At 63.9% G+C, this 11,849-nt stretch carries 11 protein-coding genes; 8 read left to right on the forward strand and 3 right to left on the reverse strand.

Going from position 1 to position 11,849, the window contains the following annotated elements; all coding sequences use genetic code 11:
• Positions 1-906 (forward strand): 3-hydroxyisobutyrate dehydrogenase, encoded by a 906-nt coding sequence (mmsB, locus tag AC1Q6X_RS25030; protein WP_230505498.1) that lies wholly within the window; start codon positions 1-3, stop codon positions 904-906.
• Here the strand turns inward: mmsB and AC1Q6X_RS25035 are convergent.
• Positions 903-1,292: a DUF1090 family protein gene (locus tag AC1Q6X_RS25035; RefSeq protein ID WP_230505500.1), complete on the reverse strand. Its 390-nt coding sequence runs from the start codon at positions 1,290-1,292 to the stop codon at positions 903-905. The genes mmsB and AC1Q6X_RS25035 overlap by 4 nt on opposite strands.
• A 152-nt stretch (positions 1,293-1,444) precedes the next feature.
• Between AC1Q6X_RS25035 and AC1Q6X_RS25040 the strand changes: the two genes are divergently transcribed.
• The 6 genes from AC1Q6X_RS25040 to AC1Q6X_RS25065 all read left to right on the forward strand — a co-directional run bounded on the left by AC1Q6X_RS25040 (position 1,445) and on the right by AC1Q6X_RS25065 (position 8,229).
• Positions 1,445-2,269: a tetratricopeptide repeat protein gene (locus AC1Q6X_RS25040; protein WP_492498726.1), complete on the forward strand. Its 825-nt coding sequence runs from the start codon at positions 1,445-1,447 to the stop codon at positions 2,267-2,269.
• The gene (locus AC1Q6X_RS25045; RefSeq protein ID WP_492498727.1) at positions 2,266-3,267 is read left to right on the forward strand and encodes a tetratricopeptide repeat protein; all 1,002 of its coding nucleotides are present in this window, start codon (positions 2,266-2,268) and stop codon (positions 3,265-3,267) included. The genes AC1Q6X_RS25040 and AC1Q6X_RS25045 overlap by 4 nt, the downstream gene beginning before the upstream one ends.
• Before the next feature lie 68 nt (positions 3,268-3,335).
• Positions 3,336-4,550 (forward strand): AGE family epimerase/isomerase, encoded by a 1,215-nt coding sequence (locus AC1Q6X_RS25050; RefSeq protein ID WP_492498728.1) that lies wholly within the window; start codon positions 3,336-3,338, stop codon positions 4,548-4,550.
• Positions 4,547-5,479, forward strand: coding sequence for a carbohydrate kinase family protein (locus tag AC1Q6X_RS25055; protein WP_492498729.1), 933 nt, complete (start codon positions 4,547-4,549; stop codon positions 5,477-5,479). Before AC1Q6X_RS25050 ends, AC1Q6X_RS25055 begins: the two co-directional genes overlap by 4 nt.
• A 263-nt stretch (positions 5,480-5,742) precedes the next feature.
• On the forward strand, positions 5,743-6,195 hold the full coding sequence (locus AC1Q6X_RS25060) for a hemerythrin domain-containing protein (protein ID WP_070310706.1): 453 nt from the start codon (positions 5,743-5,745) through the stop codon (positions 6,193-6,195).
• A gap of 393 nt (positions 6,196-6,588) precedes the next feature.
• Positions 6,589-8,229, forward strand: coding sequence for a diguanylate cyclase domain-containing protein (locus AC1Q6X_RS25065; protein ID WP_070310689.1), 1,641 nt, complete (start codon positions 6,589-6,591; stop codon positions 8,227-8,229).
• A gap of 50 nt (positions 8,230-8,279) precedes the next feature.
• Here AC1Q6X_RS25065 and AC1Q6X_RS25070 read toward each other — a convergent pair whose 3' ends face one another.
• Together AC1Q6X_RS25070 and AC1Q6X_RS25075 are read right to left on the reverse strand one after the other, a co-directional pair.
• Complete coding sequence (locus AC1Q6X_RS25070) at positions 8,280-9,377, reverse strand: LacI family DNA-binding transcriptional regulator (RefSeq protein ID WP_492498730.1); 1,098 nt, start codon at positions 9,375-9,377, stop codon at positions 8,280-8,282.
• Positions 9,361-11,274 carry a glucokinase gene (locus tag AC1Q6X_RS25075; RefSeq protein ID WP_070222013.1) on the reverse strand — a complete coding sequence of 638 codons (1,914 nt, stop codon included), beginning with the start codon at positions 11,272-11,274 and terminating at the stop codon, positions 9,361-9,363. Before AC1Q6X_RS25075 ends, AC1Q6X_RS25070 begins: the two co-directional genes overlap by 17 nt.
• Positions 11,275-11,619: 345 nt before the next feature.
• Between AC1Q6X_RS25075 and AC1Q6X_RS25080 the strand changes: the two genes are divergently transcribed.
• Positions 11,620-11,849 (forward strand): carbohydrate porin (locus AC1Q6X_RS25080; RefSeq protein ID WP_492498731.1); only part of this gene is annotated, 230 nt, incomplete at its 3' end.

Raw genomic sequence — 11,849 nt, forward strand, 5'->3', positions numbered from 1 at the left:
ATGAGCACCAATATCGTTTTCATCGGCCTGGGCAACATGGGCTTACCCATGGCGCAAAACCTCGTGCGGGCCGGCCATGCGGTGACGGGTTTCGACTTGCTGCCGGCCAGCGTGCGGCAGTTCGCCGCCGGCGGCGGCCTCGTCTCGGACGACCAGGGCGCGGCGATAGGCCAGGCCGACATCGTCATCACCATGCTGCCGGCCAGCCGCCACGTGCTGGGCGCTTATTTGGGTAACCCTTTGGGCGACGCAGGCATCCTGGCGCAGGCGCGGCCCGGCACCTTGCTGATCGACTGTTCGACGATTTCCACCGAGGCGGCGCGCCAGGTGGGCCGCGCGGCCGAGGAAAAGGGTATGCCCATGCTGGACGCGCCCGTGTCGGGCGGTACGGCGGGCGCCACCAACGGCACCTTGACGTTCATGGTGGGCGGTGAAGAATCCGCGCTGGCGGCGGCGCGCCCCTACCTGGACGTGATGGGCAAGGCGATCTTCCATGCGGGCGGCTCCGGCTGCGGGCAGACGGTCAAGATCTGCAACAACATGCTGCTGGGGATTTTGATGATCGGCACCAGCGAGGCGATACGCCTGGGCGTGGCCAATGGCCTCGATCCGAAAGTGGTGTCGGACGTGATGGCGAAAAGCTCGGGCCGCAACTGGACCCTGGAGGTGTACAACCCGTGTCCCGGCGTGGCCGAGAACGTGCCCGCGTCGCGCGGCTACACGGGCGGCTTCGGCGTCGACCTGATGCTGAAAGACCTGGGCCTGGCCGTGGAAAGCGCCTTGGCCAGTGGGGCGAGCGTGCCGCTGGGCGCCCTGTCGCGCAATCTATATAGCTTGCACAGCAAGGCGGGGGCGGGCGCGCTGGATTTCTCCAGCATTTATCAGCTGCTGGGCGAGAAAGCTTAAGGCTGCTGCGCCTGCAGGGCCGCCAATTCGGCCCTGGCTTTTTCCAGCTTGCCTTCCAGCTTGGCGATTTTCTTCGGCTGTTTATTCGCTTCCTGGGCCAGGCGCAGCGAACGCTCAGTCTGGTTCACCTTGGCCTGCGCCTTGACGATTTTCTTGTTGTGGCGTTCGATCAGGGTACTGTCGCGGCAGTGGGCGTTGACTTCGTCGAGCGCGCGCGTCAGGCCCGCGACCTTGTCGGACAGGCCCTGTTCCTGCGCCTGCTGCAATTCGCTGCGGATGCTTTCGCGCTTGGCGGCGCAGCCGGCCAGCTGGGTGTCTGCGGCGCTGGCACCCACGCAGGCTGCGGCGAGCAGAAGGGTCAGGGCGGTTTTCGATAGAAGGTTCATGGCATTCCTGTGTCAGTGGTGAGCCCGTGCAATGTAAGCCTGCCAACGCCCCCTGTCAAACTTCGCCTACCGTGCGCACCTGTCCCGCATGGCATCGGCTACCATGCGTGTTTTCTTCTTGTCGACACCGCCGCATGACCAGGAAATTACTATTGCTGCTCCCTTTGCTATTGCCGCTGCCTGTACTGGCGCAAACCTCGCCTACCTTGCTCGATCTGCAGCTGATCGCCATCAAGGCACGGGCCGATGCGGCCAGCCATAGCCCGGAAAGCATCGCCGAGTTTGCCGAGACCCGGCGTATGGCTGAAACGGGCGACGTGGAGGCGCAGCTGGAACTGGCGCGCATGCTGCAGCTGGGCGTCGGCGCGCCGCAAGACACGGCGCACTCGATGGCCTGGATACGCAAGTCGGCCGAAGGCGGCTATGCGCCGGCGCAGGCAGCTTTGGGGCTGGCCTACACGGTGGGCGGCAAGGTGCCCATCGACCGCGTGCAGGGAGAGTACTGGCTGCGCAAGGGCGTGGCGCAGGGCGACGCGCTGGCGCAAACCATGCTGGCGCTGGAATTCATCGATGGCAGCAGCCCTGCCGAAGAACAGGCGCTGGCCATCATCTGGCTGAAGAAGGCCGCGCTCGAAGAACACTTTATTCCTGCCTATAATGCGCTGGGCGAGCACCTGATGCGCGCAGCCGCCGATGAGCAGGAGCGCGGCGAGGCCTTCCGCTGGTATGACAGATCGGCGCGTGAAAAGGAACCGGCCGGCATGCGCAACCTGGCCCGCGCGCACGAGCTGGGTCTGGGCGTGGCGCAGTCGGACAAGCTGGCCCTGGTCTGGTACGAGCGGGCGGGATGGAGCGGCGACTTGCCCGCCATGCGGCGCATGCTCGACGTGTACGTGAAGGGTGAACTGGGACAACAGGCGAATGCCGAAGACGCCGCCGAATGGCGCGCCAGGCTGGCGGAAAGCGAGAAGAAATGAAGACCATCGTATTGTTATTGACCCTGGCGCTGGCGCAGCCCGTGCTGGCGCAGCCTGCGCCCTCCAAAGAACCGCGCCAGCATCCGGCTCTGGCCGAATTCGATATGTCCGGCCTCGACGACATGCGCGCGAAGGTGCAGGCCGTGGTCAACCGCCCGGCCGACCTGTCGCCGGAAAAAATCACCGCCTACGAAAAGACGCGCCGCGCCGCCGAAGGGGGCGATGCGGCCGCCCAGCTGGAGCTGGCGCAGATGCTGCACGAGGGCGAGGGCACGCCGCGTGACGTTGACGCCGGCCTGGCGTGGATGCGGAAATCGGCCGAAGGCGGCTATGGCCCGGCGCAGGCATTCCTGGGCGTCGCCTATACGCTGGGGCAGGGCATACCCATCGACCGCAAGCTGGGCGAATACTGGTCGCGCAAGGGCGCCGCGCAAGGCGTGGAACTGGCCAACTTCATGGTGGCCCAGCACTTTGAAAACATCCACAGCAGCCCGGAAGAACAGGCGCACGCGCTGCACTGGCTGAAGTTCTATGCCGAAAACGGTTTCATTCCCGCCTACAATGAAATCGGCTACCGCCTGATGAAGACGGCGCACGATGACGCGCAGCGCAGGGAAGCGTTCGGCTGGTACATGCGGGCGGCCAAGGCGCTCGATCCGCCGGGCTTGAACAATGTGGCCTACTCGTATGAAGTGGGGCAGGGCGTGCCGCAGAGTGACGAGGCGGCGCTGGGCTGGTATGAAATGGCGGCCATCGCCAAGAGTCCCCCGGGCCAGACGGGCTTCGCGCGGCTGCTGGAGCAGGGCCGCGGCGGCCCTACCCGGCAAGGGCCGGCGCCCCAGCCCTTCGAGTTGTACCTGCTGGCGGCGAAGCAGGGCGACGCGGAAGCCATGGAGCGGCTGGTCAAGGTGTACGATAAGGGCGAGCTGGGACAGGCGGCCGACCCGGCCAAGGCGGCGCTGTGGCGTGAAAAGCGCAAGTCAGCCACGCTCCCTTAAGTGGACGAGACGGGGCGGAAACGGCATGCTATCATCATTGTTATCGATAACAATATCATGAGAGACCCATGAATCCCGATTTTCGCTCCAGGGCCATGCTTGAAAAGCACATCCAGCACACGATGCACTTCTACCACCCGCGCGCGTTTGACCCGAGCGGCGGCTTTTACCACTTCTTCCTCGACGACGGCACCGTCTACGACGCTGCCACGCGTCACCTGGTCAGCAGCACGCGCTTCATCTTCAATTACGCCATGGCTTACCGCCATTTCGGCGGCGACGATTACCAGGCAGCGCTGCGCCATGGCGTGGCCTTCTTGCGCGACGTGCACCGCGATCCGGACACGGGCGGCTACGCCTGGCAACTGTCGTGGAAAGACGGCGTCAAGACGGTCGAAGACGGCGCCAACCACTGCTATGGCCTGGCCTTCGTGCTGCTCGCCTATGCGCATGCCTTGCAGGCCGGCGTGCCGGAAGCGCGCGCCTACCTGGACGAGACCTTCGAACTGATGGAGCAGCGCTTCTGGCTGCCCGAGCACGGCCTGTATGCGGACGTGGCCAGCGCCGACTGGTCCACCCTGGACGGCTACCGTGGCCAGAACGCGAACATGCATGCGTGCGAAGCCATGCTGGCCGCGTTCGAGGCGACGGGCGAGGCGCGCTATCTGCACCGCGCCGAAACGCTGGCGCACAACATCACGGTGCGCCAGGCGGGCCTGGCCAACGGCATGATCTGGGAACACTACAAGAGCGACTGGGCTATCGACTGGGATTACAACCTGCACGACAAGAGCAATATCTTCCGTCCCTGGGGCTACCAGCCCGGCCACTTCACGGAATGGGCCAAGCTGCTCCTGATCATGGAGCGCCACGCCAGGTTCATGGCCGGACCATCGGAGTGGCTGCTGCCGCGCGCGCGCGAACTGTACGACACGGCGCTGGCCAAGGCCTGGGATGGCGCGCATGGCGGCATCCACTACGGTTTTGGCCCGCACGATGAAATCTGCGACGGCGACAAATATTTCTGGGTGCAGGCGGAAAGCTTCGCCGCCGCCGCCGTGCTGGCCGCACGCACGGGCGACGACGCCTACTGGCAAAGCTACGACAAGATATGGGACTACAGCTGGAAGCATTTCGTCGACCACGAACACGGCGCCTGGTACCGCATCCTGACGCCCGAAAACCAGAAAATCAGCAACGAGAAAAGCCCGGCCGGCAAGACCGATTACCACACCATGGGCGCCTGCTATGAAGTGTTGAACGTGCTCAAAGGTGCCGCATGAGCGCCGCCTTCCCGCGCGAATTTCCACAATTCGTGTCGGCCGGCGAAGCGCTGACGGACATGCTGCGCACGGGCGCGGACGCCTGGAGCAGCCAGGTGGGCGGCTCGACCTGGAACGTGGCGCGCGTGATGGCGCGCCTGGGCGTGCCCAGCGCCTTTGCGGGCGCCGTCAGCCTCGACGTCTTCGGCGACGCGCTGGCGCAAGCGACCGACGCGGCAGGCCTGGACATGCGCTTCTTGCAGCGCCGCGCGAAATCGCCGCTGCTGGCCATCGTGCATGAACTGCATCCTCCCACGTATTACTTCATCGGCGACGACAGCGCCGACCTGCATTTCGACGCGGCGCAGCTGCCGGCCGGCTGGATGCAGGGCGCGCAATGGGTGCATTTCGGCGGCATCAGCCTGGCGCGCGAACCGCTGGCGGGCAAGCTGGTGGCGCTGGCGCAGGAGCTCAAGGCGGCTGGCGTGAAAATCAGCTATGACCCGAATTTCCGCATCATGATGGATGCGCGCTACGACGCCACCCTGCGCCGCATGACGGAGCTGGCCGACGTGATCAAGGTGTCCGATGAAGACCTGGCGGGCCTGTTCCGCCACGACGATATCGATGGCGCGTTTGCCGTGCTGCGCGGCTGGAATCCGCAGGCCACGTATTTGTATACGCGTGGCGCGCAAGGTGCGGCGCTGTACCGGGGCGAACAGACATGGCAGGCGGCCCCGCCCGCCATCGAGGTGGTCGACTCGGTGGGCGCGGGCGACGCCAGCATCGGCGGCTTGCTGTACAGCCTGATGTACCGGCCCTATGCGGACGGCGGCCAGCACTTGCGCTTTGCCGTCGCGGCCGGAGCAGGCGCCTGCCTGGCGGCCGGCGGCTCGCCGCCTTCGGTGGACCTGGTGGAATCGCTGGCGCAGCGCACGCAGCTGCGTTAAGTCGTATGGCGCGGTGCGCTGGCAGGCAGGCGCACCACGCATATTTTTTACGCAATGCAAAAATTTATCATGGTCAGCTTGATCTGCATCGAAACGCGTTGACCTTCCCGCCAGGCCTACCTTGACGTTGGCAATCCTCCTACATGCACGCCGCATGGCCCTGTCTAGAATGGGGACTTCATTGCACACCTGGAGAACACATCATGGCCACCCAATCCCATCAGGCAGCGTCCGTTTCCCAGCAAAATGCCGGTATGCAAGACATGGATGCGATCGAACTGCTGACGCAAGATCATCAGACGGTGAAGGACTTGTTCGAACAGTACGAGGGGCTCAGCGACAGGTCGCTCGCCAGCAAACGCAAGCTGGCGCTGAAAATCTGCGAGGAATTGAGCAAGCATGCGATGGCGGAAGAGGAAATCTTTTATCCGGCCGTGCGCGAGGCCAGCCGCCTGAACGAAGACTTGATCGACGAAGCCATCGTCGAGCACGCCTCGGCCAAGGAATTGATCGCGCAAATCGTCGCCATGGCGCCCGGCGAAGACTTGTACGACGCCAAGGTCAAGGTCTTGTCCAGGCAGATCGAGCAGCACGTACAGGAAGAGGAGGGCGAGATTTTTCCGCGCGCGCGCGAGGCGCAACTCGATCTGCTGGCCATGGGCGGCCAGATCGCGGCGCGCAAGGCGGAAATGCAAGTGCCCGGGATGCAGCCCTGAGCCTGCCTGGCCGCGTGTGACTAGCGCGCTGGCCCTGTCGACGCCCGTTACATCAAGGTAAGCGCCATCAGAGGATGCGTGGCGGGCGCCTGCTGGCGGCAGGCGGTTCACCGCCAGCGGTGCAAGTGGTGGAATCGTTGCTGGAGCGTACGATATGGCGATGATGTGGGGATGGCGTGTCTATTCAGCGGCGCCAGGGCGCCCTTTTTGCGAGAATAGGCGTAAGATTTGCTCTCTTGCCATGTCAAGAGCCTGTTCTGGGAGTGTATTCATCCGGGGATAGGTTCGAAGTCATGCGCTGACCAATATGCCGTGCTTCCCATTGCCATGCATGGCGCCACTTGGCCGGGTCCGTGCGCTTTACAGAGCACGGGCGCTGAGAAGGAAGTCCGCATGCATAAGATCTGGAAGTTTTTCAATCCCCGGAGCTTCAAATTCAAGATGACTGTGCTCGTGGGCGTACTGGTGCTGTGTGCAACGGGTTCTGTTGCGCTCACATCGCTGTCTGTCGCGCAAGGGCAGATGGTATCCGTCATCGGCAATCAGCAATATGCCTTGCTGACCAGTGCCGCGGCATATATCGACGAAGACTTGAATGCCAAGAAAGCGCTGCTCAAGGTGCTGGCGGAAGGGCTGCCTGCGGATGTGTATGAACATCCGCAGCGGATGCAGGCATTTATAGAAAATCATCCAACTCTGCGCGAGGAATTTTTCAATCTCGTCGCCTTTGATGCTACCGGGAAACTGATTGCCAGCATGAATGACCGGCGCGTGGCCGGCAAGCTCAATTTCGCTGCGCGCGAATATTTTATCGATACCGTGAAGCTCAGGGAAGGCGTGATATCGCGTCCATTCAAGAGCCAGCTGTCGGGCAAGCCCGTTGTGCTGGTAACCGAACCGATCTATGACAAAGCCGGCAAATTGCTGTATGTAATCGCTGGCGGTCTCAATTTGCAAAGCCCGACATTTTTTGGCCAGTGGGAGCAGCTCAAGCCGGGCAAGAGCGGTTATCTGTTTATGTTGACCGACGACGGCACGATACTCCACCATCCGGACCCGGCGCGCGTCCTGAAGCGGGTGCATGATGAAACGGGCGGCGCAACCCCTTCCACCTTGGCCGCATTGCGGGGATTCGACGGTTGGACGCAAGGTAAAACCAAGCTGGGCGTGCAGGCAATTATGACGTACAAGCATTTGCGCGCGGCAGATTGGATCATCGGCGCCGTCTATCCTGAAAGCGAGGCATTCACGCCGGTCACCGATATGTATGCCAAAGTCATCATTGCTTCGTCAGGCGTAGCCTTCCTGGCCAGTTGTGCCGGCTGGATCGCGGTGATGCTGCTCTTGCGTCCTTTGGGCGATCTGGGCCGGCATGTGGCGAGCATACGCTCAGGCAATGCCGATATTGCGGTGTTTGATATCGCCCGTAAAGACGAGTTTGGAAAGCTGAGCCGTGCATTCTATGCGCTGTCGCTGCAGAGGGAAGCGGCGGAAAACAACCTCGCCGCTCTGGCGCGTACTGACATGCTGACGGGCCTGCACAACAGGCGCATGTTTGACGAGGCGCTGGCCGCGGCATTGACGCGTGCGCGGCGCGCTGGCACGGGCCTGGCGCTGGCGTATCTGGATATCGACTATTTCAAAAAAATAAATGACACGTATGGGCATGGTATCGGCGATCTGGTATTGATTGAATTTGCCAAACGGCTCAAAGCTTGCGTCCGGGCCTCCGACACGGTGGCCCGCCTTGCCGGCGACGAGTTTGTCATTATTTTTGAACAACTGACGGAGCAGTCCGAGCTCGCGGTACTGGGCAAGAAAATCGTGCAAGGGATGGCCGTGCACTTTGATTGCGGCGGTATCGGTCTGCATGTCACCACCAGTGTCGGCTTGGCGTTCTGCACCCGGGGCGATACGACGGCGGGGGCATTCTTGACGGCGGCCGATACGGCGCTCTACAAGGCAAAAAGCGCTGGCCGCAACGGTTATGCCGTCACTTCCATCGGCAGCCCCGCCTTGACCGAGGCGTTGTAGGGCCGGGTGCGCCGGAATGGCGGGTGGTGGCATCGCCTGTTCCGGCAACGTCAAGGCCTGCGCTGGCCCTGTGCCGTCGGCGGCGCATAGCTGCCCGACGATGCGCGCTCTACCAGGGTAAATTCCATCAAGTGATGCGTGGCGGGCGCCGTCTCCCCGGCGCGGCGCTGGCGTATCTCGTCGATGACGAGCTTGACGGCGGCGCGCGCCATGTCGGCGATGGGCTGGTGGATGGTGGTCAGCTCGGGCCAGACGGTGCTGGCGACGGGCGTGTCGTCGAAGCCGCACACGCTCAATTGCGCCGGCACCTGCAAGCCCATGCCGTGCGCCACGGCCAGGGTGGCGGCGGCCATGTCGTCATTGCTGGCGAAGATGGCGCTGGGGTGCGGTTCGTGCGCCAGCAGCCGGCGCGCCGCGTCGAGCCCCGAACGGTAGGTAAAATAGCCTTGCGCCACCCTGTGCGGCGGCACCTGCAAGCCCGCTTCCCGCATGGCGTCCTCGAAGGCCTGGCGGCGCAGCAGGGCGGGCGTGTGCGCCGGGTCGCCTTCGATGAAGCCGATGTCGCGGTGGCCCAGTGAGATCAAATGGCGCGTCATGGCCAGCGCGCCCTCGTAGTCGTCGATGCGCACGGCCGAGACGCCGGGCGAGGGGCGCGCCGTGGCCACGGCGATGGCGGGGATACCCATGGTATTGAGCTGCGCCAGCACTTCCGGTGAATCGCACAGGGGCGGCGGCACGAGGATGCCGTCCACGCCGGCCGCCACCAGGCAATCGATGCCGGCGCGCTGGCTATCGAGGTCTTCGCAGCGTTCGAGCAGCAGCTGGCCGCCGCCCTGGCGGCACTGGTCCATGGCGCCGACGAGAAATTCACTGAGGAAGGCCGCGCTGGGGTTGCTGTATAGCAAGCCGATGCGCAGGGTGCCCGTGCGGGCGGCACGGGCCGCCAGGTTGGGCTGGTAACGCAGGCTGGCGATGGCCGCCTCGACCTTGTCGCGCGTGGCCGCGCTGACGCTGGCGCGCCCGTTGATGACGCGCGATACCGTCATGGCCGAGACGCCGGCCAGGCGCGCCACGTCATGCACGGTGGCGCCGCTGGCCGTGTCGGCGGCGGCGTGGGCGGCATGCGCCGCTTTATTCGAGGTGGCCACCGAATTTCAGCTTGCCGCTGATGCGCATGCCGTGCAGTTGACCCTCTTCCAGCTGGGCGGCGCTGGTGCGCTGCGCCGTGTCGCGCCGCGCCAGTCCCACCGACAGGATATCGAGCATCATCAGCTGCAGCAGGCGCACGATCATGGGCACGAAATTGAGGTTGCCTTCCGGGTGGTTCAGGGTCAGCAGCACGTCGGCCAGCTTGGCCAATGGCGAACCGCTGGCCGTGATCGCCAGCACGCGGGCGCCGCAGCCCTGCGCCACCTTGACGGTACGCAGCAGGTCGGGCAGGGCGCCCGAACGGGAAATGACCAGCGCCACGTCGCCCGGCTTGAGCATGGCGGCGCTCATTTCCTGCGCCTGCGGATCGGCAAAGAAGCTGCTGACGATGCCCAGATTGAGCAGCTTGTGCTGCATGTCGTCGGCCACCACGCGGGCGCTGCCCACGGCCAGCAATTCCACGCGCTGCGCGCCGCGCAGCAGTTCGATGGCCGCCGTCAGCGCCTTCACGTCGAGCATGTCGCGCATGGCCAGCGCGGCTGAAGCGTTATTGCCCAGCACCTTGCGCGCCAGTTCCGCGTCGGAGTCCGAAATCTCCACGTGGCAGTGCGCCACCGTGATGGCGCCGCCCGTCAGGCCGGAAGCGAGTTTTAATTTGAAATCGGCCAGGCCCTGCACGCCGATCGAGCGGCAAAAGCGCATCACGGTCGGCTGGCTCACGCCGACCCGCTGGGCGATTTCGGCGATCGGCAGGGTCAGCATGGCGTTCGGCTCTTTCAATACCCAGTCGGCCACCTTGCATTCCGATGGGCTCATGCGCCCGCGCGCCTGGCGCACGGATTCGAGCACGGGCGCGCCGGTATGGGCGCGCTTGAGCTTTTGCGCGAGGATGGCGGCGATGCCCAGAAAAGTAGGCAGTTCGGCCGTGATCAGAAACGTGGGGATCTGCGCCAGGTATTCGTTCAGGCGGCCCTTTTGCTCGAAGCGGGCGCGGAACTGCGACCGTTCGAACAAAGGCCCCAGGCGCGGCACGATGCCCCCGCCTATATAGATGCCGCCCAGGGCGCCCAGGGTCATGGCCACGTTGCCGGCGATGGAGCCGAGGATGGCGCAGAAGCAGTCGACCGCTTCCAGGCACACGTCGCATTCATTGTTCAGGGCGCGGCTGGTGATGTCGGCCGCCAGCAGCGGCGGGACGTCATGCCGGCCAGCCCGGTCGGACAGGGCGCGGTAGATCAGTTCCAGCCCGCGCCCGGAGGCGAGGCGCTCGGCCGAGACGTGCGACAGTTCGCGCCAGGCGAAGGACAGCACGTCCATCTCGCGCTGGTCGCAGGGGGCGAAGCTGACGTGGCCGCCTTCGCTGCCCAGCGCGATCCAGCGGTCTTCCGCGGGGATCATGCCCGACACGCCCAGGCCCGTGCCCGAACCAAGCAAACCGATGACGCTGTCGGCGCGCGCCATGCCGCCGCCGATCTGCTGGCGCTGGTCGGGCCGCAGATAGGGCAGGGCCATGGCCAGCGCCGTGAAGTCGTTCACCACCAGCAAGGTGTCGAGGCCCAGTGCGGCGCGCATCGCCTCGATCGAGAAGAACCAGTGATGGTTCATCATGCGGATATTGTCGTCGTCGATGGGATTGGCGATGGCGATGGCCGCATGGCGCACGCGCGCCGAACCGGCGGCGCGCGCCTCGCTGCTATCCATATATGCGGTGATGGCGTCGAGCAGCGACGCGTAGTCGTCGCAGGGCAGCACGGCGACCGCTTCCAGGTGGCCCTGGCGCGTTTCCAGCACGAAGCGGGCATTGGTGCCGCCGATGTCTGCCAGCAGGCGCGGGCCTTCACTGAAACGCTCCGCTGGATCGCTGCCTGCTACTTCCATTTTTTCATCAATTTTCATGGCGGTGCTTTGTCTCGTCTGCGTGCGTGGTCGTGGCCGCGCACTGTCGTTATGGGCAAAAACCAAGGATTTTAATTCGTATACGTGCCGCGTGCCGAAAAATGCGGGATGCCTTCGCAAATGCCTGTCCACCGTGCCAGATGCGGTGGCGCCAGCGAAAAAAACAGGGCAGTCAACTCGCTTGTCGGTACGCAAATAAAGTGTCGCAGAGTAGTCGTAGGATTACAACATAATATGTTGATATTTGTTCGTAGTATAGTTACTATGTCCCTGCTGGAAAGAATTCTGGCCAGTACATTCGGCCACGAATGACTAGATAAAAAATAACTACTGAGGAGACTTACCATGCTGCATCGCAACATGTTGAAGGCCGTGTTGAAGACACTGCCAGCTGCCATCGTTTTGGCCATCGCCAGCGGTTCCGCTGCCGCCGACCCTATGTACCCATCCGATTCCGAAGGCTTCCATGGCTACCTGCGCGCCGGCGCCGGCAGCAATACCTCGGGCGGCGGCGGTTCGCAAGGCTGCTTCGGTCTGGGCGGCAATACCATGAAATATCGTCTGGGCAATGAGTG

This window comes from Janthinobacterium sp. GW823-FHT06H09, assembly GCF_058794735.1.

Bases quoted from the DNA above. Each gene is read 5' to 3' on its own strand.
- mmsB (WP_230505498.1), top strand. From the start codon at position 1: ATGAGCACCAATATCGTTTTCATCGGCCTGGGCAACATGGGCTTACCC.
- AC1Q6X_RS25035 (WP_230505500.1), bottom strand. From the start codon at position 1,292: ATGAACCTTCTATCGAAAACCGCCCTGACCCTTCTGCTCGCCGCAGCC.
- AC1Q6X_RS25045 (WP_492498727.1), top strand. From the start codon at position 2,266: ATGAAGACCATCGTATTGTTATTGACCCTGGCGCTGGCGCAGCCCGTG.
- AC1Q6X_RS25050 (WP_492498728.1), top strand. From the start codon at position 3,336: ATGAATCCCGATTTTCGCTCCAGGGCCATGCTTGAAAAGCACATCCAG.
- AC1Q6X_RS25055 (WP_492498729.1), top strand. From the start codon at position 4,547: ATGAGCGCCGCCTTCCCGCGCGAATTTCCACAATTCGTGTCGGCCGGC.
- AC1Q6X_RS25060 (WP_070310706.1), top strand. From the start codon at position 5,743: ATGGATGCGATCGAACTGCTGACGCAAGATCATCAGACGGTGAAGGAC.
- AC1Q6X_RS25065 (WP_070310689.1), top strand. From the start codon at position 6,589: ATGCATAAGATCTGGAAGTTTTTCAATCCCCGGAGCTTCAAATTCAAG.
- AC1Q6X_RS25075 (WP_070222013.1), bottom strand. From the start codon at position 11,274: ATGAAAATTGATGAAAAAATGGAAGTAGCAGGCAGCGATCCAGCGGAG.